Annotated in this window: 25 protein-coding genes; all 25 read left to right on the top strand. The window is 45.9% G+C overall.

Annotated elements, in window-relative coordinates:
* Positions 1-778 (top strand): hypothetical protein (locus D9603_RS16340; protein WP_241651687.1); only part of this gene is annotated, 778 nt, incomplete at its 5' end.
* An 11-nt stretch (positions 779-789) separates the two neighbouring features.
* Complete coding sequence (locus tag D9603_RS16335; RefSeq protein WP_128732113.1) at positions 790-1,257, top strand: hypothetical protein; 468 nt, start codon at positions 790-792, stop codon at positions 1,255-1,257.
* 60 nt (positions 1,258-1,317) lie between these two features.
* On the top strand, positions 1,318-2,274 hold the full coding sequence (locus tag D9603_RS16330) for a baseplate J/gp47 family protein (RefSeq protein ID WP_128732112.1): 957 nt from the start codon (positions 1,318-1,320) through the stop codon (positions 2,272-2,274).
* Entirely contained in the window at positions 2,255-3,001 is a 747-nt protein-coding gene (locus D9603_RS16325) for a phage tail protein I (RefSeq protein WP_128732111.1), read from the top strand. The genes D9603_RS16330 and D9603_RS16325 overlap by 20 nt, the downstream gene beginning before the upstream one ends.
* 166 nt (positions 3,002-3,167) lie before the next feature.
* On the top strand, positions 3,168-3,704 hold the full coding sequence (locus D9603_RS16315) for a phage tail protein (RefSeq protein WP_128732110.1): 537 nt from the start codon (positions 3,168-3,170) through the stop codon (positions 3,702-3,704).
* A 1-nt stretch (position 3,705) separates the two neighbouring features.
* Positions 3,706-4,464 carry a hypothetical protein gene (locus D9603_RS16310; RefSeq protein WP_128732109.1) on the top strand — a complete coding sequence of 253 codons (759 nt, stop codon included), beginning with the start codon at positions 3,706-3,708 and terminating at the stop codon, positions 4,462-4,464.
* Complete coding sequence (locus tag D9603_RS16305) at positions 4,464-4,835, top strand: hypothetical protein (protein WP_241651686.1); 372 nt, start codon at positions 4,464-4,466, stop codon at positions 4,833-4,835. Before D9603_RS16310 ends, D9603_RS16305 begins: the two co-directional genes overlap by 1 nt.
* Positions 4,836-4,843: 8 nt before the next feature.
* Positions 4,844-5,686: a baseplate J/gp47 family protein gene (locus tag D9603_RS16300; protein ID WP_128732108.1), complete on the top strand. Its 843-nt coding sequence runs from the start codon at positions 4,844-4,846 to the stop codon at positions 5,684-5,686.
* A gap of 1 nt (position 5,687) precedes the next feature.
* The gene (locus D9603_RS16295; RefSeq protein ID WP_128732107.1) at positions 5,688-6,614 is read left to right on the top strand and encodes a phage tail protein; all 927 of its coding nucleotides are present in this window, start codon (positions 5,688-5,690) and stop codon (positions 6,612-6,614) included.
* 12 nt (positions 6,615-6,626) lie between these two features.
* Entirely contained in the window at positions 6,627-7,175 is a 549-nt protein-coding gene (locus D9603_RS16290) for a phage tail protein (RefSeq protein ID WP_128732106.1), read from the top strand.
* 3 nt (positions 7,176-7,178) lie between these two features.
* Positions 7,179-10,124 carry a hypothetical protein gene (locus D9603_RS16285; RefSeq protein WP_128732105.1) on the top strand — a complete coding sequence of 982 codons (2,946 nt, stop codon included), beginning with the start codon at positions 7,179-7,181 and terminating at the stop codon, positions 10,122-10,124.
* Between the two features lie 10 nt (positions 10,125-10,134).
* A complete protein-coding gene (locus tag D9603_RS16280; RefSeq protein ID WP_241651685.1) occupies positions 10,135-10,839 on the top strand; it encodes a hypothetical protein in 705 nt (234 codons plus the stop codon).
* A 61-nt stretch (positions 10,840-10,900) separates the two neighbouring features.
* Positions 10,901-11,383, top strand: coding sequence for a hypothetical protein (locus D9603_RS16275; protein ID WP_128732103.1), 483 nt, complete (start codon positions 10,901-10,903; stop codon positions 11,381-11,383).
* A 10-nt stretch (positions 11,384-11,393) separates the two neighbouring features.
* Positions 11,394-13,358, top strand: coding sequence for a DUF4815 domain-containing protein (locus tag D9603_RS16270; RefSeq protein ID WP_128732102.1), 1,965 nt, complete (start codon positions 11,394-11,396; stop codon positions 13,356-13,358).
* Positions 13,355-14,551, top strand: coding sequence for a hypothetical protein (locus tag D9603_RS16265; RefSeq protein WP_128732101.1), 1,197 nt, complete (start codon positions 13,355-13,357; stop codon positions 14,549-14,551). Before D9603_RS16270 ends, D9603_RS16265 begins: the two co-directional genes overlap by 4 nt.
* Positions 14,552-14,559: 8 nt before the next feature.
* On the top strand, positions 14,560-14,781 hold the full coding sequence (locus tag D9603_RS16260) for a hypothetical protein (RefSeq protein WP_128732100.1): 222 nt from the start codon (positions 14,560-14,562) through the stop codon (positions 14,779-14,781).
* A gap of 19 nt (positions 14,782-14,800) precedes the next feature.
* Positions 14,801-16,297: a hypothetical protein gene (locus D9603_RS16255; protein ID WP_128732099.1), complete on the top strand. Its 1,497-nt coding sequence runs from the start codon at positions 14,801-14,803 to the stop codon at positions 16,295-16,297.
* A gap of 9 nt (positions 16,298-16,306) precedes the next feature.
* On the top strand, positions 16,307-16,726 hold the full coding sequence (locus D9603_RS16250) for a hypothetical protein (RefSeq protein ID WP_128732098.1): 420 nt from the start codon (positions 16,307-16,309) through the stop codon (positions 16,724-16,726).
* 159 nt (positions 16,727-16,885) lie between these two features.
* Positions 16,886-17,791 (top strand): baseplate J/gp47 family protein, encoded by a 906-nt coding sequence (locus tag D9603_RS16245; protein ID WP_128732097.1) that lies wholly within the window; start codon positions 16,886-16,888, stop codon positions 17,789-17,791.
* Positions 17,788-18,468, top strand: a complete 681-nt coding sequence (locus D9603_RS16240) for a phage tail protein I (RefSeq protein ID WP_128732096.1) — start codon at positions 17,788-17,790, stop codon at positions 18,466-18,468. The genes D9603_RS16245 and D9603_RS16240 overlap by 4 nt, the downstream gene beginning before the upstream one ends.
* On the top strand, positions 18,419-18,964 hold the full coding sequence (locus tag D9603_RS16235; RefSeq protein ID WP_161972759.1) for a phage tail protein: 546 nt from the start codon (positions 18,419-18,421) through the stop codon (positions 18,962-18,964). The genes D9603_RS16240 and D9603_RS16235 overlap by 50 nt, the downstream gene beginning before the upstream one ends.
* Positions 18,964-19,629 carry a hypothetical protein gene (locus tag D9603_RS16230; RefSeq protein WP_128732094.1) on the top strand — a complete coding sequence of 222 codons (666 nt, stop codon included), beginning with the start codon at positions 18,964-18,966 and terminating at the stop codon, positions 19,627-19,629. Before D9603_RS16235 ends, D9603_RS16230 begins: the two co-directional genes overlap by 1 nt.
* Complete coding sequence (locus D9603_RS16225; RefSeq protein ID WP_128732093.1) at positions 19,629-20,069, top strand: hypothetical protein; 441 nt, start codon at positions 19,629-19,631, stop codon at positions 20,067-20,069. Before D9603_RS16230 ends, D9603_RS16225 begins: the two co-directional genes overlap by 1 nt.
* Complete coding sequence (locus D9603_RS16220) at positions 20,060-20,998, top strand: hypothetical protein (protein ID WP_128732092.1); 939 nt, start codon at positions 20,060-20,062, stop codon at positions 20,996-20,998. The genes D9603_RS16225 and D9603_RS16220 overlap by 10 nt, the downstream gene beginning before the upstream one ends.
* Positions 20,999-21,138: 140 nt before the next feature.
* Positions 21,139-21,285 (top strand): hypothetical protein, encoded by a 147-nt coding sequence (locus D9603_RS21690; protein WP_161972758.1) that lies wholly within the window; start codon positions 21,139-21,141, stop codon positions 21,283-21,285.
* The last annotated feature ends 147 nt before the right edge of the window (positions 21,286-21,432 follow it).

Below are 21,432 nucleotides of genomic sequence, written 5' to 3'. Positions count from 1 at the left end.
AAAAAATATGGCACTAGAGCAAGATATTGCCAACCTCATCGAGGCATCCAATGACCTCACTGCAACCGTCGATAATAAAATTCAAGATATTACGGCGACCTTAAATAACAGCGTGCTTGATGCCAAAAATAAAGTGAATGCAGAGCTGGGTCAAATAGACCAAAGGTTTGACTCTGCTCGTAAGAGTCAGTCTCATTTTCGTGTGACTAAAAACCAAGCATTAATTCCCAATGAAGCAGGGACTTTTCCACTCTTCTGGAGTGGCGGTTATGTCAAAGAGGCGAGATTCTTAGAAACGGTGACTACCGGAGTAGAAGCAGATCAACGCACACCACTTGCCAGAGAATTTCTACGTGCTATCAACTCTGATACCAAATACTTCGCTCAGAGCTTTAATATTTGGGAACTAGAATATTACCCAAATCGCCGGGGCGAAAGCGCGCATCAATTTGCTTACTTAATGTACCAGTACTTCAGAGCACCTACCGTTGTTACAGCAGCAGCGGTTGTGAAACATATTCGAGGGACAGTACCAAACAATTGGTGGTGTGAAGGCTTAGAAGCAAATCAAGAAGCAAAACTTTGCGGGAAGGTCATGAGTTTTGGTCGAAATAGATATGGCCATTGTCACCCTTATGTTCATGGTGAAGGTAAACCTGAGGATGAAACTGGCGTGATTCAAATTGCCCTTCCTGCCGTTGTGACAGGAGAAGTACCTTTGGATGATTGGGGACAATTCGCCTATTTGGGTGACGCTACACAAAATGCTTACGATTAAGGAGAATAAAAATGGCAAAACTAACAGTAAATAACCAAGTTGTTGATAAGTTCTATGACCCTAGTACCCAACATTTTGTAACTCAGGAGTTTGTTGAAGACACATTTGGCGTGGGAGCAACATTCACATTAGAGCTGAGTGAAGACGAGGCTGCGCTAAAGAGCAAGCAATCTGCTCGTGAGAAAATAGCGCAACAGGTTGCAGACACTGACACACTACTAGGCACAACAGCAGACACGACACAGCTATTGCTAAACGAGCTGAGCAGTTTAGTGACTTCGCTTAGCACCGCGCAGTCACTGGAAGATGTGCGAGCTTCAGTGAGTGGACTGAAAGAAAAAATTGGTCATATTCACACCGATGTGCAATCAGGAAGATTAGCTTTTCCATATCAAGTTAAAGGTGAAGCGCAAGTAATGCAGGAAATTACTGAGCGAGCCAATGGCGTGAGTCAAGCACTACAAACGCGTGGGCGATAACACATTAATTGCACTCGGCAGGTTATTGTTGAGTGCTGTTTTCAAAGCATTGGGTTCCTTATGTCTTTAATCAATTTTAGTGCCGTTGATCTTGGCCAACTACCGGCATCTGATTTACTTGCACCGATCCAATTTGACACTTTATACAATGAATTCAAGCAAGCACTAGCAGCGGCTTGCCCTGATCTTGGCGAGCCCTTGCCAAGCGACCCATTAGCGAAGTTGATGGAGGTGTTTGCTTATCGAGAGTTGCTCTTACGTCAGCAAATGAATGAGGGCGCGCAGCAAGTGTTGCTGGCAAAAGCAACGAGCAGTGAACTTGATTATCTAGGCAATCGCTTTTTAGTCACTCGTGAAGTCGATGAAAGTGATGCTCGTTTTCGTGAGCGGATCCGGCTGGCACTTGAAGGATTTAGCACCGCAGGGCCAATTGGCGCATATTGTTTTCATGCGTTTAAAGCACTGCCTCAAGTAAAAGATGTTTTTGTGGAGTCCCCCGAATTTGCGCTGCTGCAAGTCGAACCGCCATTATCAGAGCTCGTTCCAGCGCAAACGAGATTGCTGCACTGTACCCATGCCGCTCGACTTCAAGACGCAGCGCCAGGGGATGTGGCGATAACGGTGCTCACAGATAGCGGTAATGGCATACCCAGCCAAGACGAAATAACAGCGATAACAGACTATTTATTCCAAGAAGAAATTAGGCCATTGACCGATAGACCAAGGATACTCGCGGCTGAGGTAAAGGAATTTACGCTTCATGCCAAACTTTATTTATATCCCGGCCCTGATGAGCAAAAAGTCAAAACGTTGGTCGAGCAGAGCGTGAAGCAGTGGTTGCAGGCGCATCATAAGCTTAATCACGATATTCGTATGTCTGGACTGTATGGCGCATTACATCAAACGGGCGTGCAACGTGTTGAGCTGGTCTCGCCAACCGAAGATATTATCAATGCGCCTTGGCAGGCAGCGTATTGTACGAAAGTGGAGGTAGAAATTGCAGGACGAGATATTTAATACCTTACTACCACATACGAGCACACCACTTGAGCACGGGCTGGCAAAAGCGTTACGCAAAGTCTCTAAAACCCCAGTACCGCTCGGTAGTTTATGGGATCCTTGGCGGTGCCCTGAGCACTTTTTACCTTGGCTTGCCGATGCGCTCAGTGTGGACTTTTGGGACAGTACTTGGCCTGCTGAGATCAAACGTAAAATCATCGCCAATAGCGTGCCAGATCACCGTATCAAAGGGACAGTCAGTGCAATCAAAAGCGCGCTTTCCACGTTAGCGGCAAAAGTTGAGCTAAAAGAGTGGTGGCAACAAGACAATCCCAGTGACTTTCTGCCCCATTCGGCGCAGATAATCGCATTGGCAGCGCAAAACTTAGACCCAGCAGGCAATACGCTGCTCACGCCAAAATTACAGGCGCAGCTATGGCAAGCGGTGGTGATGACCAAACCATGTCGCAGCCAAATCAGCCTGAGCGTCGGGGTACAGCAAAGTGCCAGCTTGCTCGTTACGTCGCTAAGTCAATCGCTAAGCCTACAACGTAGCTGGATGCCCCAACATGCTGATAATGTTGAGAATATGACTTCGCTTGTGGTTGCCACGACATCAGCTTCACGCAGTATGGCCAAAGTATCAGGTAAGGTAAGTTCAGATCTTACCTCCGCGTCGAATATTTTTATCCAAACAGCACCTTTTGCCATCCAAATGCAGCGCCAACAATTTTATTGCTACTAAGGCCTTTGCTACTTGCGTTTTGTTTTCCTGAGTGTGTTTTGGTCGCGGTGCTCGACCTGCCGCCAAGTGATCTAAGTAAAAGTTTAGCAACAATAAACCAAGCTTACTCAGATGAACAAAAGCAAACTTGAAAGATAAGCAAACCCTAATCTTTAAGGAATGATTTATGGAACACTTTACGCCGCTTATCACGCAGGCGGGATTAAATGCGGCCGTTAATGCCAAGACCAATGGCTTTACCATTGATATAAGTGCCATTGCGGTGGGGACGGCTGGCTATACACCTTTACGTAGCCAAACTCAGTTGCAACAAGAAAAAAACCGCGTTGTGATTGCTGGTGGGCAGGTTGTGGGAGATGGTCAATTTCATCTTACCGGTCATTTTCAGGACGATGAAGAGTATGCGGTGCGAGAGGTCGGGTTTTACCTTGCCGATGGCACCTTGTTCGCAGTGTGGTCTCACCCCCAAAACGTACTATTTTATCAAACACCTATCGCACAAATTATTCAAGGATTTGACTTGTTGCTCAGCGCTTTGCCAGCAGAGGCGATCACGATTAACACGACCGGCGACTTAAGGCTTTTTTATGCGGCAGAATTTCTCGACATGCTCATGGCACAAACCCAGCAAATTAATGCACATATTCAAGCCAACCACAGGCAAATTCAATTCAACGACAGATTACTACAGCTAGGAGTGTAAAATGGCCGACTATCAGCCAATGACATTAGAGCAGCGCATCGGCGCACTGCAAGCCGAAAACGGCAAACTAATAGATTCAAATAATGCCCTGACCCAAACCGTGGTGGGTAAAATGGGGGAGATTAACCATGCGCTGAGTGACGCGCAGCAAGATGTTAATGAAGCGATTGCTCGCGTAGAGTCCAAAACCGATCAAGCGATCCTTAATTTTGCAGATAGCCATTCGGATATAAACATCAGTTATTACGATCAAATCGCTCATTCAAAGGCTTCACTAGAAATAACACCGGATCCAGAAGATGAATCGCGCTCTGAGTGGATGTTAGTGCCAACGACGAGCATTGGTTACCATATTTATCCAACCGTCGGTGCACTTACTAAAGTTCATCTCGCTCATGGGTACTCATACGCGCCGGGGCACAGTGAAACACCACAATATGAACGTGACTGGAGCATTACTTATTTGCAGTTTGTGTTTGCAAACTCATCGGCAACTAGTGCGCAAATTAATGAGCAACTAAGTGCGTCAACGCTTGATTTAACCCGCTTTGGTGGTTGGTGGAATGGTTCATCAACGGGCACTATTCCGGTGTTAAAACTTGATCAGCACCACCCATATTCTCGATTGTTTGTCAGGTTTGTTAACCATACTTTTCATGTGGCTAATACTTCAAATCCACCACAAAACATCGTTGAGTTTGGCGGTAATGCAACATTTGCCGTAGACCGTGTAATTAACTATCCAAAAATTAAGGGGTAATGATGCAAGAGCAAATTCCTTCACAGCACGACCATTTAGCGACACTCGCATATTTAGACAAGCAAGTAAAGCGGGGGCAAATTGCCAGAGAAGTCGCAGACGCAGACTCTATTGCTGGTACTACATCAGACACCAGCCACCTTTTATTGGTTGAGCTTATTACATTGATTGATGGCTTGAGTAAAGCAACCACATTGGCAGAGATGCGCGCGGTGGCATCACAAGGTCAAACGCGTCTAGGCACATTGGCGAATAAAGTACTAAACCGTGAAATTCAATTTCCCTATCAAGGTAAAAACATTGAGCGTGTATATCAAGAGATAGCAGCGCGCGCGACAGGCGTAACCACCATACTTACTTCTTCAGAATAAGGCTTTTTATGGCAAATCAAACCATTGATCTTACGACTTTGCCTGCGCCTAACATCCTCGAACCACTTGACTTTGAAAGCCTATTTCAAGCGCGTAAACAGCGCTTTATTGAGCTTGCTCCTGAGTATAGCGATGCGTTAACACTAGAAAGCTCGCCGCTGGCGATATGTTTGCAAGTGGAAAGCTATCGTGAGTTATTGCTAAGACAGCGTGTTAATGAGGCCGCAGCGGCAAATTTACTTGCCACCAGCAAAGGGGCAGATCTTGAGCATCTTGGGGCATTTTATGGGGTATCGCGGTTGCCTAATGAGCAAGACGAAACACTTAGAATGCGTATTCGTAATAGCACCATCGCGTCAAGCACCGCAGGCAGCGCAGCGCATTATCGTCATCAAGCCATTGAAGCGGCACCGGGGTTAATCAAGGACGTATCGGTACAAAGCCCAGGGGATGGGCTGGTGGTTGTCACGGTACTGGCAAAGTTGGACGCTGACGCCGAGCAGGTGTTAGCGCAAGTTAAAAAGCGCCTGTTTGATGACTCAGTAAAAATGTTAACCGATACCTTAGAGGTCAACTTGGCAGAGCCGGTGTTGGTTGAGGTGAACGCAGAGCTATACCTAAACACCCATGCCTCGGAGCTGATTGTCGATAAGTTAAAGCACACGCTACAAGAAAAATGGCTGCAAGCCACGACGCTTGGTTGGGACTTAACGCCAAGCTGGTTACATGCTCAGCTTCATGGCACAGGGGTGCGACATATCGAGCTATTAACACCCACACAGTTAATTGATGTGGCCGCGCACCAATATGTGATCCCAAGTGCTATCTCGCTTGTGCTAAAGCGGGGGTAATATGACCTTATTACCCCCTAATCACACCGAGCTTCAGCAACGTATACAGCAAAGTGTGACGGTGAGCGACGACATTGACCCGGGCATTTCATCTCTTTCTGGGTTTAAGGCAGAGCCACACATTAATTTGTTAATGTGGCTCGTATGGGAATATGGCTTAGAAGCTATTTTGCCATACTCTCAAGACCTACGAGAAACCCTCAAGCAAGGCTTGGTTTGGCAGCGCCTGCGTGGCACTCCTAAAAGCCTAGACATGGCGCTGAACTGGCTTAATTTTGAAGATGCCGAGTTAGAGCTTACGCCTCCGGGTCGTCATTTTTATCGCTATCAACTCAGCGCTGGAAAAATCCCCGGTGACAAAGCCTTTAAAGATATTCATCAGTTGCTTGGGTTATCTGCGCCCGTCAGAGCTAAGCTCTCGCGAGTCTATCATGATTATGATGTGCGAGAGCTGCGATTATCCACGGGCGCATTTGGCCAACTGTTGTCGGATGTCTCTGGAGTGGCATTTTATGATGGTGAGCAGGTCTTGTGTAAAGCCAGTTTTGGTCGGCGTCATCAGCACGGTGTCGCACCCGGGCAGATCAACGCTGCAACACAGTTGAGCCGCACCCATAGCCAGCGCAACCACTACTTTAGCGCCAAGCGTTTGAGTGCATATAAGCTTAGCGACAAAGACCCGTCACGCCTGCCTGTAAGCACAGCAAGAGTGCGGCTTTTATCATCGCATCGAGTGTGGTCAACACGCTCGTGGCAAGGCAAATGGCAACAGCGCTGGGTAAAAGCAGATAACCTGACGGGCAGGCCACTTAGCGCCACTATCAAACACTGGCAACATCGGCAGATGATGCCGTTATCCACTTCCATTGCTACCACAGGGCGGCTCAATGTTCACTGTAGTCATTTTGAGGTAGTACTTCCCGAATAAACGGAATAAACAATGCAATCTTCACACTTTGCCCCTGTTGTATGGACTACACAGGGGCTTGCTAAGTTGACTGAAGCCATAGAGCAAGGACAGCCTTTTACGCTCACACACCTGTCAGCAGGTAGCAGCGGCTACCGTCCTTCTGAGGGGCAGACGCAACTGCAACAACAACAGCAAAAAGTACCTATTTTACAAGCCGAGCAGTTAACCACCACGCAAGTCCGCTTTAGTGCCGTATTTGAAGGAGAGGCCGAATACCCAGTAAAAGAGCTGGGGGTGTGGTCTGATAACACACTTGTTGCGGTGCATAGCGCCAATGGTGAGGTGCTCAATCACAAAAGCAAAGACGTAGCCTGGCTTGAGATAATCTCGCTTAACCTCGCAGCGCTGCCTTCACAGCAAGTTAGTTTTGCAACTGGGGTGCTCAACACCAATATTTTTATGGCAAAAGAGCTGGCGACGTCTGTTTATGCACATCTGAGACAGGGTAAAAGCCTAATTCAACAAGCCAATCAAACTCTGCAACTGGCGATGCGCCTAAGAAAAGCAAACATAGGATAATACATGACCATAGAAGCACAACTCGCTCAGTTGCAACAGGCCGCAACGGAGCAAACCGAAGCAAGTGTTCAACTTGCCAATAATATCACCGAAGGCCTACAAGAAATCGATCAGGTTAAGCAAGATATTGCAAAAACCTATCAAACGGTTAATCAGAACAACCAAGCGCTGAATGATTGGCAAACTCAGTCAGGCAGCGTCAACCTTAAAGACCTAAACGGCAACAGCCACACACTGCCAACCCTAAAATCACTCGTTGCAGATGCACAAAGCGTTAACCCAAATCCTCATGTAATGACCAAAGCCCAATTTGACGCACTGCGCGATATGCGTAAACAGCAATATGCAGGCAGTGGGTTTGTGGAGTGGGGTAAGCATTATATTTCTAACAATGAAAAGCTGGTCAATGAAGGGATGAACACGCTTGAAGCACTCAGTAATATGATTGCGTTAGGTAGAAACACTAATATTGTATCGTTTGGCAACTCCAGAGTCGGTATGCCATTAGTTGTGATTAATGGTGTTGTCATCAAGATTGAGTGTTTAAATTTCGAAAATGATGGTAGAAACAACATTTTATTCCCTGATGCCCCCGATGGAACCAAAACCTATGACTCAGCAACTGGCACCGTAACCCAGCATAATAATGCTGAAGCCGCATTTGCAGCAGAAACTGAGACCAATAAGGTGATCACCTCTCGTAAAGACTTAGTATTTCTAGAGGCTTGGCATGAGAAAATAGCGGATAAAGACGTCGTGTACCCGCTCGGCAATGTGCAATATGGCGCAAGTAGCTATAAGGGCATTGCCCTTCGCAATAACCTCGTTGCTCAGGGGTACTCCGCATTTGGTGAATGGGATAGCGCAACCAAAGGGTATGGCATTAAGTGGTCATCGCTAACAGAGGCGCAAAAGGCTATTTTCCTTGGAGAGCCTGAGCATAATATTTACTACGACCCAAAAGCCAAAGCGTATATTCAGGTTAGATATCGAATTAGGGTTATTGAGGGAGTTGGGAACGATTGGAGAGCAATAAGAACTCATGTTGAAGGCGTTCTATGTTATGACGTACATCATCGTATCGGAAAGCAAGGCATCAAAGCAGCAGCCAATTCATATGTTCCTCATAGTACATCAAATGGTTTCTTTTCATCGAAAAGCGCTTACTCTCTTTTAAAAAGCGATCTTGGTGTATTCCATGCAGTTGAAGGTATAAATAACAATAAATTTGGTCACAATGGATTGTGTTATGCTTTACCAATCGCCCTAGTACAGCGTTTAAACCAAGGGGCATATCACCCCAGCTATAACCCGATGGGAACAACACAATATACGATGACGGGTGTACGTAATTATCACTGGCATGAGCTACCCACATCTTTGCGTATGAGCACATTAGGGTGTTTTGTCCAGCCAACAGAAACAAGCATCGGAAAGCACCCAGGCATGGGATATATTGGTGGTCATGGCCATTCAAGAGCGGATCAATACAAATACCACGATGCCATCTACGCAGGCCAAGTTGAAGATTTGCGCCTAAGTGCGAAAAAGCAAGGTGTTAACGCGTTACTTGAAGAAACTATGCGTAAAGCGGTTGCGGGGACACTTCGTGGTAAGGGGAAAATTCCATTCACTAAATCAGCTGTCGCTCTTGGTACAATAGTTAAATCAAATACGGCAATTTATAACGACATCAGCAAACGGATACAATTCAATTGTCAGTCTTCGACATGGCCGACTTCCTTTGGCGTGGATAGGACCGATTTATTAACTTTGGTCACCGATTCATTGTGTACGTATTTTCTTGGTGATAATGGTGGTGTTTATAAGATTAATGGAGGAGGTATACATTACGGTGATATTTATCGAGATAGTGGTAATGGTTTCTATATTGGTTCGGATAACCGAGTTGATGAGTTTAATTCGCTTTTTCCAGATGGCACAACACTAATTGTAATTCAGACGACACTGCTTGGCGCAGAATTTGACTCACTCCCTTGGGTCGATATCATCGGCCACCCTGAAAACATCGCGGCTACCTTCCCCGATGGTGTGGTTGGGCAGTGGATACCCACAATCCCAGATGGCACAAGTAAAAGTTATCAATTAAATAAAAAAGCAGTGTCAACGTCGCCAACTCTCTATGTAACTGAAGATAATGGCAGTACATGGACCCAAACGGATTCAACAATTCATCCTTATGCAAATATTCGCAATGTAGCCCCCTCTGCTGGAAAAGTTGAACTATGGTGTTACGAGGCAAAAGCTAAGTTCACAGAAGCAGCATCACTTTCAAAGCTGTTAAATATGTCATCTGATATTTGGAGTGGCAACTATTCTCAGTCATATTTAGGTAATCGGCTAAAAGAAAGTTTAATAGATAAAAGTGGGGGGGCGGACAGGGATAACCCAAGAGGATATTACAAGCTGGACTACAAAAATATGGATGGCATGCAGATCAGCACTCGAGTTGAGCATCAGCCTAAACATACTCCCATTACTGGCTTATCACCGAACACCGAGGCTGTTAAAACAATGTACTCGATAGTTGAGAAAAGTGGATTGATGTACCTTCAGCTTAATGGCGCTGAACTTAAATACCAATATAAAGAGGTGCTACCAGTTAACTCGAGCATTTTGCAGGCTTACAGTAAAGGCAAGCTATATCATTTTGTGGTTGGTGCATTCAAAGGACTAGTGGTGCAATTGCTTATGGACGTAACTTGCATAATGGAAGAGAAGTGTTACTTAAACAGCGAAGGTGAAATTGTCAGCTTCACAACTGGCAACGTAATCGGTATTGCATCAAGTGCAAAAGGCTCTTGGGGCGACGACCAAACCATCCCTATCATCAACGGTGAAAATACCAAAACCGACCTTAACGGCAACACCGTCAAAGTGTTCTGCCATCACACCCTATTCCCAATAGGCATTGCACACAATGGATAAGGAGCATGCGATGAACACAGAAGTGGATAACTTCAGCGCAGATGCAGTAGAGGCATCAACAGTGGGCTATGCAGACGTGCAAACAAAAATCATGCTGCGTCACCCTCAAGAGCAGATTGACGAAGCGCTACGACTTGCCATTTTGCAAGAAGAAGCTGCATATCGTGAGGCACATGCCGCGTGGCAGAGTGCAATGACAGAAGTGCAAGCACAAATAGCAGAGGCGCAAGCGCACAATGCCGCTAATCCAGATGAACTAAGGCCAGTACCGCCGCTACCTGCGGAGCCGATGCTGGACTTGCAAGCGAGAAGAGCGTGCTATCGTGCTGCGCATGTGGAGGTGGATTTAGCACTAAGTACTGAAACCAAAGATGCACACATTGAGTACGACGACGACGCGCTTGTGGCTTATCACCACCCAGCCACAGTGTCGCACACCGCACAGCAACTAGCAGATACCAAGCGCGAGCGTTTTAAAAGCCAGCGCGCTGCCAACGTGTCGTCAATTACCGTTGAAGTTGACGGCTTAACCTTTGACGGTGATGAGCAAAGCCAGCAGCGCATGGTTCGAGCCATCCTCTTGATGACAGAAAACGACACGCAGCGCTGGGTGCTTGCCAATAACACTGTGGCTGATGTCACCAAAGCACAGCTTACGCAGGCTTGCTTACTTGCGGCTACACAGCAATCCGACCTGTGGATTGAATCTAACTAAACCTCTACTTTCTCACCGAGCTTAATTTTTAGCTCGGTTTCATTTCTGTAAGGAGTATTCCTTGGCCACTTTAACACAACAAGGCCGCAAGGCGCTTGCGCGGCTTTTGAGCCAGCAAGCTATTTATTTGGCATGGGGTAAAGGCGACCCAAGCTGGGACGACACCTTGTCGCCAACCCCAACCAATACCACTCAACTCACCAGTCTTATTGGTTATCGCAAGGCAAAGCAAATTCGCTTTTGTGAACCTGATGAGCAAGGGGAGATCCAAGTGCCTAGCGGCAAGTTCAGCTTGACCGACACGCCCAGCCAGCATCTGTATTGCCAGTTTACCTATGACTTTGAAGATGGCTTAGGTGAGCATATTCGCGAGCTGGGCTTAATGCTGGGCACAACAGCAAAAGCCAATGTGCCCGCAGGCAAGTATTACCTCGCACCCGACGAAGTGGCGCAGCCCGGCGAGCTCATTTTATTAGAGCATCGCACGGCGTTATTTCGCGACCAAGGGGTACGCGAGACCTTTGAGTTTGTGATCAGTTTTTAAGAAGAAGGCAATGATAAAAGATTATTACCAACAATTTGATCCCGCCAAACAATATAGTCAGCTGTTGTTTCGGGCAAGCAAAGGCTTACAAAGCCGTGAGCTAAACGATTTACAGCTACAGTCTCAGCACCATGTAAAAGGCATTGCTGATGTCTTGATGAAAGATGGCGATGTAGTAAAAGGTGGTGATGTTGTCGTCGATAACACCCAGCAGCGTGCGACCATAGGGGCATCGTCGGTGTATTTACAAGGTGCGGTGCATGATGTGCCAACGGCGCAGCTTGCCATTAGGCTCGATAAATTAGAAGTTGTCGGGGTGTGGCTGGCAAAGTCTGTTGTTACTGAGCTTCACGACCCCGCGCTTAGAGATCCTGCCATTGGCGCCCACAACTTTGATGAGGCCGGTGCAGCGCGGTTAAAAATATCGGGAGTATGGGGACTAAGCGATAGCCTTGACTACCCTGACAGTGACTTTTTCCCTGTTTATCAGATAGATCACGGCACGCTAATTGTTAAGCAGCCGCCACCGCAGCTCGACTCCATCACCAGTGCCCTTGCCCGTTACGACCGCGAGTCGAATGGTGGCAGTTATGTAGTCAGTGGTTTAAATGTCAGTTATCGCCAGACAAGTGCAACCCACCAGCATTTTAATGTGCAAGAAGGTAAAGCCCATATTAATGGCTATGAAATCGCATTTAACACCGCATTACCAGTTGCACTGGCCAATGATCCTGATGTGCGTGAGGTGATCAATGAACCGAGCCGGTTTATTGCCAATGATCAAGGAAAAATGCGTATCGATCTGGACTTTGCGCCGGTTCAGCGTATTGATCAAGTAACCGCAGAGGTGAAAAAGCGCACTGAACTTACCCGAGGACATGCACAGACCGGACAAAACACCGACCCATTTGATGATGACTCGGTGATTGAGATTATGGCTATTTCACAAAATGGTGTGGAATACCGCCAAGGTATCGACTTTATTTTCGTCCGTAATCACATTAGCTGGCGTGAAGGCGGAGATAAACCCGCCTCAGGCACAACGTACGATGTGATTTATACATACCGCCGCGCGGTGGAGGTCAATGCAGATGAAACTGGATTTTGGCTTGAACAGCATTTAAATGATGCCGAAGAAGTGCTGGAAAATGGCCTGATCGTGGTGGATTACCACTGGTATATGCCGCGCATTGATTTATTGGTGTTAACACCAAGTGGTAGCGTTGAGCGGATCAAAGGCGCACCAGATAGAATTAACCCGCAAGCGCCTTTGGTGCCTCATCAGCATTTGGGTCTTGCACAAGTGCATCAGCACTGGGGTAGCACACCACCGCAAATTCAAAATATTGCAATTGAAGCCGTACAAATGACCGATTTGGCACTGATGCAGCAGCAAATATCCGATTTGTATCAGTTATTGGCTATTGAGCGGCTTCGTAACGACACTACGGCGCAAACGCCTGCCAGCAAATATGGGGTGTTTGTTGATCCGTTTTTAGATGATGACATGCGTGATGTGGGGCTAAGCCAAAGTGGCTCTATAGTGGATGGTGAATTGATGTTACCGATGAGCGCTGATGTCACCCAGCTGGCGCAAACACAGACCCTGTCGTTACCATTTGAACTTGAAGATGTGTTGGTACAAGAGAGTCGTACAGGGGAGATGAAAATCAACCCTTACATGGCATTTGAGCCTATTCCTGCGGACGTCACCTTAACCCCCAGTGTTGACCACTGGACACAAACTCAAACGCAATGGACAAGCCCTATTACACGCCGCTTAACTCAAGGTGGGGGGCGCGTACGCCGTGTTGTTGAACATACCACAACCGAGCGAGTGGGAGTGAGACGTCAACAAGCTGAGTTTTTGCGTTCTCGTTGGGTTGATTTTGCTATCTCAGGGTTTGACTCTGGTGAGCAACTTGACTCTTTACTGTTTGATGGGATTGAAATTATTTCAGAGGTACAAGCATGATCCAAGCAAATACGCGCGGTGAGTTAACTGGTCGATTTAAAGTACCAAATAACGTGCCCGCAGGTACTAAGTTGGTGCGCTTTATAGGTAAGCAAGGCTCCGCAGGCAGCGCCAGCTATACCGGTAGCGGCATCATAGAAGTCGAAACGCTACGCCGCGTCAATAACATTATTACTCAGCGCTTTGACCCACTTGCACAAACCTTTATTTTGGAGCAATCACGCTTTATTGCGGGGGTTGAACTGTGGTTTACCGCCAAAGGGCCAGAAGCCGTTGAAGTACAAATTCGTGAAGTGGTACAAGGTATTCCTACCCAAACTGTGCTGGCCAGTAGCAAGATAAATAGCGATGAGATAAAGCTAAATGATAGGCCAACGCCTTTTACCTTTACGCCAACTTTTTTAAATGCAGATCAAGAATATGCGTTGGTTGTGCTCACCGATGGTGCTGAGCATAGTGTGGCGATTGCTGAGCTGGGCAAGCTTGACCAAGGGCATAACTGGGTTACGTCACAGCCTTATCAGGTTGGGGTGCTGTTGTCTTCAAGTAACGCAAGTACGTGGACGCCACACCAAGATAAAGATCTCACCTTTAGGTTAAAAGCCGCTAAGTTTACTGCGCCAAGCTTACGTGTGGAGTTAGGCTCTGTGGATGTTGAACAAGTAACCGATTTAATGTTGCTTGCAGTCGTGCAGCGCCCAAGTGCTGAAACTCAAGTTGCTTTTGAGCTTACCTATCCATCTGGTAATAAAGAAAAAGTGCTCAATGTACAAGAGTGGCAACCCAGCTCATTGGGCGAGACTATCACTGGTAAAGTGAAAGTCAGTGCTTTACTGACTGGTACGCAAACGCTAACCCCACTGCTATTTGCAGGAACCCAATGTGTACATGGGCAGGTTGCTGACGCTGGTGACTATATCTCGCGTGAATTACCGTGCCGACTCGGTGGCGATGTAATGGTGACATTTGAAGCCAATATTCAAAGCCACTCTGAAGTGCAGGTACTACTGCAAAAAGAAGCGCAGTGGTTAGCACTTGAGCTTGATAGTAGCAGTGTATTAACCGACGGCTGGCAGCAGTTTACGTATCGCTTTAGCGGTGTTGATACCGCCACAACAAGAGTCAAACTGGTTTTAAAAGGCACACCTTCACAGCGCCCAAGGGTGCGTAATTTACGTGCATTTACCTTGTAGGAGGCGCATTGGACATTAATCAATTTACGCCTTATCAGCACTATCCACTCCCTCACCCAGAAAACTTACTTGAGCAAGATGTCCAGCGTTTGATTAACGCCCTGCATGCGATTGACGGTGATATTCACCAACAACAACTTGCCAGTGCACAAGCGCAGCACGACCTCAATAAACGCTTTAACAGGCTTAGACTTAATCAAGTATTGGGTGAATCTGTACTACCAATTTAAAGGACTTTAAGAGGAAATCATGGCAACAATTCAACAAGCCGTTCAAGTAATGGTCGACAAACTTGTCGCAGATATGAATGGCACAACCCCCCTAAGCGCAGAAGAGCAAACCTTAGTCAGCAATGCAATAACCCGCCTTGCCGATAACGCCAAGCTAGAACAAGCCGTCGTTGCGGTTGCACAGGAACATTTAGATGAGTCAACTCAACTTTTACAACAAGTGGCAACCTCAGCACTACACAATATCGACACCGCAAAAGCAGAGCTAGGCGGTGCAACTGCGGAGTTGGTAACAAGGGCAGCAAAGCTCGCTTTATTGGATCAAATAGCGCCGCTGGCACAACAAATTAGCACTGCGGTTAACCAAGTCAATGCCGCAGCGCCAAAAACGTTGTTTGCAAACAAATTAATAGATACGCCGAGTACGTCAACCAATAACCGCCGCGCCACAGCCGTGTTAGCAATATACGATAGCAGTGGTAAGTCGTATCTAACGCGACCAAGTTACACGGCGAATAGTGCTAATGACGCCTGTCGATTAGAGCATGTTGAGGTAACAGAAACTGGCAGTGGCGTTAGCAGGGTTAAAACCAGTTTTGTATATAACAACGCATTTGAGCAAAACCCAACAACAAAAGTGTATCAATATGGCGCGAGCGCATTGGTGCCTTTAGGATTAAAAGACCAGCCGAATGATATCGAGTATCAAGTGGTGTTTAGTACACAAAAATCTCAATCGACTAACGTAACCGAGTATGGTGGGATTTTTGTGTCTGAGCAGGGCTTTACATCAAGGACGTTACCTAAAAAAGACTTAAACGCGGTAGACCAATTTGGTATCGCTACCCGCACAAGCCATCAGCACCACGACGTGGCCGTGTTGTATAACAACCAAAAACATTGTTTAGTCGTCATTGATGCTGGCACTAACTTAATCATAGAAAAATACCGTGATGGCAATCATATAACCAATATCGCCATAGCGAATAGTAATGAATACCAAGCTTATGTCGACAGCGGTGACTTTACCACATTGGCTTTTATCGCCAATACATTGGCACAGCCAAAAGGCAGAATTAAGTATGAAGTCAATGAGCACAATATCTCGAGCTATGCGCTAGATTATTATGGATCTTTTGGCGTATTTGCAGATGAGACTAAAATGGCTGGCAATAGCTATAGCGCCCACTATGTGTTTACAGCAGAGCAGAAACTAGCACCGATAAACTATCATTTTACCAGTAATGGGAACCCTGAGAGATACCCAGACACCAACGGGTCAGTAAACTCTGAAGGAGAGGTAATGGTAGCACTTGAATCTGTAAACGGTGAGGTACTAGGCACTTATCGTTATCGGGTTACGACAGATAGATTAGGGCGTCATGGTGGTATTGTAGCTACGGCAATACAAGTGATGAACCCATATTCACAGATTGGGATTATAGATGAAGCAGTGGCGTATAATACGCAAAACCAACAAATATATGGCCTTGCTAGAACATGCCGTGCGATTTAAGGAGCAAAAATGAAAACATATTATGACAAACAACAGGGCATGTGTATTAACGGTAATTTTTGGCAGGTACACCCAGAAACAGGTAAGCCGTGGGATACAGACTCGGCAGCGGACTTTTTGGATAAGGCTAAGGCACAGACGGATAACGACGATGGGGTAGCGCAGTTAAAGCAACAAGTAATTGCACGAGTTAAGCTGCTTGCCTATCAACAATTGCAAGGGCAGCAATGGCGGGTGGAGCGGGCTAAGGAGCGTGAGCTTCAAGCGACGCTAAGTGGTAATGACGCAGAGGCGACTCAGCAACGCGACAATTTAAAAACCATTTTGGCGCAGCGAGAAGCACTGCGAGTAAAAAGCGATGAGCTAGAGGCTGAGGTACAGCGTTTGACCACTAAAGCTGAATTACTAGCGTATGTGATTGAGTTTTAAATACTAATCAGGTCAGGATTGACCTGTTTTACTCCCTAAAAATCAGTAAGATACACCTATGCTTGAGAAAGTTAACAAGCACAGGTTTCCAATCTCCAAGGCCCACAAGCAAGTGTTTGCTGTGGGTTTTTTTATTTTTATATTTCACAGGAGGACGTTATGGCATCATCTAAGTTGATTGATTTATCTGCGCTTCCTCTGCCACAGTTGCTAGACAATCTAGAATATGAACATCTGGTGGAGCAGCTTAAAAGTACGCTCAGTGAGCAAAACCCGGATATTAGCGCGGTACTCAAACTTGAGTCGGAGCCACTTACACAATTGCTCAATACTTTTGCTTATCACAGCATGTTATTGCAAGGGCGGATCAACGATGCGGTTAAAGGTAATTTATTGGCAACAGCGACGAGCACGGACCTTGATCATATCGCTGTACGATATGGGGTAAGTCGTTTGCCACAAGAGCCGGATGATAGATTTAGAAGTCGTATTCAGCAGTCTTTTCATAGTTTAAATACCGCAGGAACTGCAGAAAGTTATCGCTATCATGCACTCTCTGCTGATAGTCGTGTCAAAGATGTGCATGTTGCGAGTCCTTCACCTTGTCATGTTGTGCTGACAATTTTAAGCCATGAATCGCCTAATGGCTTACCTTCAGATGGATTGCTAAACAAGCTTAAAGCAACGTTTGGACTGAAAGCGGATACAGTTGATACCGTATCTGATGTGCTTGCATTACAAAAAGTGCGGCCAATAGGTGACAGAGTTGAAATTAGACCAGTGACAGTGAAGCCCTATACTCTTCACGCTCAAGTGCAATTAGCCCCAGGACCCGGCAAAGCACAAGTTAAGGCACAAGTGCTGGCCAAGTTGAGAGATTTTTTTGCACAAACGGGTGTAATGGGCAAAGCGATAAAACGATCAGCACTGTTTGCCACTTTATATAGTAGTGGTGTAGAAGATGTTGTACTCGCTGCACCGAGTGAGAATGTCACAGTAGAAGGTCATGAGGTCCCTTGGTGTGAAAATGACATCGCAGGTGTGATATTTGAAGGTGACGTGTGAGTGAGAGTCAACTTTTGCACCGCGGTGCTGAGCTACTTGAGCACATACAAACCGCTCAATCCCCAATTTTTGAAGTACTGAATGACGCGGCAAGCTGCCTCGAGGCATTATGGCAACCAGATACTTGTCCAATTGAATTACTACCTTGGTTGGCGTGGAGTCAAAGTGTTACGCAGTGGAATGAACAGTGGCCAGAGCCTATAAAACGCCAGATCATTGCGCAAAGCTATGAGCAACATAAACACCTTGGGACGCGTTTTGCCATTATTAACGCATTAGCGCCTTTTGGCTATGACACCCGTATCACAGAATGGTTTGAACAAGTACCGAAAGGCCCAGTAGGAACTATCGCGATAGATGTTGCGGTATCTGATAGAGGGCTTGATGAGTCGTTATATCAGCAGATCTTTCAAACTACTTCCGCGAATAAGCGCCATAGTATTCAGTTTGATTTATCGCTCAGTTTATTATCCACAGCAAAAATTCAGCTAGCGTCAGCCACGCTATTTGGTTCTTCTGTCACGGTGTACCCTTATTATGCCAGCGAAATTGTAAGCGATGCCCAAGTACGTCTTGTCGCAGCCAGTCAGTCTTGCAGTTATACCCATATTTACCCTCGGAGTAGTTATGCCCCAACCACAATACTGGACCATGCTGACACCAGCGGGTCGCGCTAAAATAGCCAATGCCATTGGCACAGGCGTTAAAATCAACTTAGTCAAATTTGCTGTGGGCGATGGCAATATTTTACCTGATTCAGAACATCTCACGAGTGAGCGATTTAGAGGACTGATCAATAGCTCCAAAACGTTAGATAACAATCCCGCGATGCTTGAGGTTGTCGGTATTGTGCCTGCTACAGAGGGTGGGTTTTATGTTCGTGAAGCGGCTTTTTACACCGAAGACGACCAAGCATTTGCCATTGTTAAATACCCTGAAACGTATAAGCCAAATATTGAAGATAATGCCAGTGCCGAGCTTGGCATAAAAGCGGTAATTGATGTGGTGCAGTCAGAGATGGTTAATTTAAAAGTTGATCCCTCTATGGTGTATGCCACACAAAACTATGTAAATAGTGAAATTAATAAATTTGTAGGCTTGCTATCGCTTGATGGTGGCGCGTTTTCCGATTCATACCCTAATGTTCCCTCGTTAGACGGAGGCAGTATTTAATGTCGAACAAAATTCAATTTAGGCGCGGGCCTGCAGCAAACCGCACCAATGTTACGCCGAGTAATGGTGAACCAATATGGTTGACCGACAGCAAAAAATTATTTATTGGTGATGGCACCACCCCAGGCGGTGTAGATATTTTTACCACTCTTGGCAGTGCTGTTCATCGTGATGCAGGCAGTGGTGCCAACCATGTTCTGTTGCTAGACAGTGCCGGTAAAATTCCTGAAAATGTGCTTCCGAGTCTTGCCATCGGTGAGCCATTTGAGGTCGCTAGCCAATCTGCTATGTTGGCGCTGCATGCGCAGCCCGGCGACTTGGCAATTCGCACTGATGAGAGCAAGTCTTATATTCTCAAGTCGACGCCTGCAAATGTCTTGGCAAACTGGGTGCTGCTGCGCACACCAACAGATAATGTATTATCTGTAAATGGTAAAACAGGCGCTGTAACGGTTAACAAAGCAGATGTTGGCCTAAACCAAGTTGATAATTTATCGAAATCGCAGCTGTTTACCTCGCCGATGTTCACCGGTACGCCAAAATCCCCCACACGAGCACGCTCAGATAATAGCACCAATATTGCTACCACCGCGTGGGTGCGAGACTGGGTTAATTCATTAGGTCTTGCGGTTGAAGGCGGGGATATTGACGGGGGAGTATTTTAATGGGGCGACGGATCCAATTTAGAAGAGGCCCAGAAGCAACACGATTACAGACTGTACTTGGTAACGGCGAACCGGGGTTTTCAACAGATACAAAGCAGCTTTATGTCGGTGATGGCGAAACACTGGGCGGCGTACCAGTGTTGATGTCTAAGTTTATTGAGGTAGCCGCTCCAAGTGTTGCCGCTTGTGGTGCTCGTCATTTATTTCAAGCGGTAACTACACTGCAATTACCGGATGAAGCACAAAATGGTACAACCTTAAGCGTCATGTTAAGTCCCCATGCCGGGGCGACTCAAGAGTTACCGGCTCGGGTGTTGGCACCTGTGTCTAAAACGATTTCAGACGATGAAGGAAATGCAGATACTGAATATCACATGACAATATCAGGGATTGAAAGAACATTTATTTTTATTGATGGAGGATGGCAGATATGGCGTTAACTGATTGGGGTAAAGTAAGTAATGGAAGCGGTTTTAATAATGATGGTACGTTTTCCAATGGCTCTACCAGCTTATTGCCATGGCCTAAATTTACTGTTAATGGTGGCGTTTATGATGTCGCAGGCATTGACTTGACATCAAGTCTCGCTCTGGATGATGTACGCTCCAGTCTCCCCAACCCATATGAGGCGGGAAGCTTCTTTACCGTATCAGGAAACAATTTAGGACACTTTATTAATAAACATAATTTTATGGGGGAAATCGAGTGGACATACGATTGTAAAAATATATGGTCATCGCATGACGAAGTGCACATCCATCATTTTTATGATGATGGCACGACAAAGTGGCTGCTTGGATCTATGAGGGCTGTGAATAACTATTGGAGCTTCTTTAAAATCGATATTGATGGTATTGAATCAATGAAGTCAGCACAGTTTCATGACAATTCAACGTATTTTAGGGGGATGACGACACTCGAGGACAACTCACTGTACTATACAGTAAACTTGGCTGGAGAAGGATTTATCACCTATGAAACAAATATATCAACTCTGATGCGGGGCCAGCAAATTGAAGGGGTGGGGTATCACAAGTCAAATGTTGGTGTTTCGTTATTTAACGGCTCAGTTATAATGCTTCGCAATGGTTTTGGTAACGAGCATGCGTATGATGTTGTTGTAACCACATTTGCAGTGAATAGCAATTTGTCTAGTACAGGTGTTGCAAAAAAATGCACTGTGTCGACTCCACATGAACTATGTTTAAATGCGTTTAGTTATATTTACCAGCTCTCTAAAGATATATTTTTCTCATCTACAGCTCCAGACTCGTTAGGTTTTCATAATAAGTTCTTTAATCGAACTGAACTCGAAAGCTGGGTCTCAAATAGCATCTTCGCGGTAACTGGTTTTAGATTGCAAAAGTAATTGTATATGAAAATTTTACTTAAAATAAATGCGGGCAAGATTACGCCGTAGCTACCAGGTATAATCGGTCTCTTCAAATAGTAGGCGACTGTAAATTTAAAGTACCATTTAAGCGTATTGACACTGGCCGCATTCAGTTAATGCCTGCACAAGTAAAAGATGGTCAATTTTTAATACCGCTTAGATTTGAAACAAACGGTATTTGGATAGTGGATCAAGCGTTGATTAACGCTGATTTGCCAAAGCCGGTGTTTGAACTAGAAGAGTATCGTTTCTCAGTGCTCTAAAAGCTGCGTATTTTCTAAAGCGGTCATAATTGACCTGTTTTACTTCCTAAAAATCAGTAAGATACACCTATGCTTGAGAAAGTTAACAAGCAAATAAGCTTCCAACCTCCAAGGCCCACAAGCAAGTTATTGCGGTGGGTTTTTTTA

Origin of the sequence: Pseudoalteromonas sp. PS5 (genome assembly GCF_004103255.1) — a bacterium.
GTDB lineage: Bacteria > Pseudomonadota > Gammaproteobacteria > Enterobacterales > Alteromonadaceae > Pseudoalteromonas > Pseudoalteromonas peptidolytica.
The sequence above is the reverse complement of the archived record's forward strand: the minus strand, read 5'-3'. Positions and strand labels throughout refer to the sequence as shown.

What these genes read in the sequence shown, in the direction of transcription:
- D9603_RS16335 (WP_128732113.1), top strand. Translation starts at nt 790, where the DNA reads ATGGCAAAACTAACAGTAAATAACCAAGTTGTTGATAAGTTCTATGAC.
- D9603_RS16330 (WP_128732112.1), top strand. Translation starts at nt 1,318, where the DNA reads ATGTCTTTAATCAATTTTAGTGCCGTTGATCTTGGCCAACTACCGGCA.
- D9603_RS16315 (WP_128732110.1), top strand. Translation starts at nt 3,168, where the DNA reads ATGGAACACTTTACGCCGCTTATCACGCAGGCGGGATTAAATGCGGCC.
- D9603_RS16310 (WP_128732109.1), top strand. Translation starts at nt 3,706, where the DNA reads ATGGCCGACTATCAGCCAATGACATTAGAGCAGCGCATCGGCGCACTG.
- D9603_RS16305 (WP_241651686.1), top strand. Translation starts at nt 4,464, where the DNA reads ATGATGCAAGAGCAAATTCCTTCACAGCACGACCATTTAGCGACACTC.
- D9603_RS16300 (WP_128732108.1), top strand. Translation starts at nt 4,844, where the DNA reads ATGGCAAATCAAACCATTGATCTTACGACTTTGCCTGCGCCTAACATC.
- D9603_RS16295 (WP_128732107.1), top strand. Translation starts at nt 5,688, where the DNA reads ATGACCTTATTACCCCCTAATCACACCGAGCTTCAGCAACGTATACAG.
- D9603_RS16290 (WP_128732106.1), top strand. Translation starts at nt 6,627, where the DNA reads ATGCAATCTTCACACTTTGCCCCTGTTGTATGGACTACACAGGGGCTT.
- D9603_RS16285 (WP_128732105.1), top strand. Translation starts at nt 7,179, where the DNA reads ATGACCATAGAAGCACAACTCGCTCAGTTGCAACAGGCCGCAACGGAG.
- D9603_RS16280 (WP_241651685.1), top strand. Translation starts at nt 10,135, where the DNA reads ATGAACACAGAAGTGGATAACTTCAGCGCAGATGCAGTAGAGGCATCA.
- D9603_RS16270 (WP_128732102.1), top strand. Translation starts at nt 11,394, where the DNA reads ATGATAAAAGATTATTACCAACAATTTGATCCCGCCAAACAATATAGT.
- D9603_RS16265 (WP_128732101.1), top strand. Translation starts at nt 13,355, where the DNA reads ATGATCCAAGCAAATACGCGCGGTGAGTTAACTGGTCGATTTAAAGTA.
- D9603_RS16255 (WP_128732099.1), top strand. Translation starts at nt 14,801, where the DNA reads ATGGCAACAATTCAACAAGCCGTTCAAGTAATGGTCGACAAACTTGTC.
- D9603_RS16250 (WP_128732098.1), top strand. Translation starts at nt 16,307, where the DNA reads ATGAAAACATATTATGACAAACAACAGGGCATGTGTATTAACGGTAAT.
- D9603_RS16245 (WP_128732097.1), top strand. Translation starts at nt 16,886, where the DNA reads ATGGCATCATCTAAGTTGATTGATTTATCTGCGCTTCCTCTGCCACAG.
- D9603_RS16235 (WP_161972759.1), top strand. Translation starts at nt 18,419, where the DNA reads ATGCCCCAACCACAATACTGGACCATGCTGACACCAGCGGGTCGCGCT.
- D9603_RS16230 (WP_128732094.1), top strand. Translation starts at nt 18,964, where the DNA reads ATGTCGAACAAAATTCAATTTAGGCGCGGGCCTGCAGCAAACCGCACC.
- D9603_RS16225 (WP_128732093.1), top strand. Translation starts at nt 19,629, where the DNA reads ATGGGGCGACGGATCCAATTTAGAAGAGGCCCAGAAGCAACACGATTA.
- D9603_RS16220 (WP_128732092.1), top strand. Translation starts at nt 20,060, where the DNA reads ATGGCGTTAACTGATTGGGGTAAAGTAAGTAATGGAAGCGGTTTTAAT.
- D9603_RS21690 (WP_161972758.1), top strand. Translation starts at nt 21,139, where the DNA reads ATGCCTGCACAAGTAAAAGATGGTCAATTTTTAATACCGCTTAGATTT.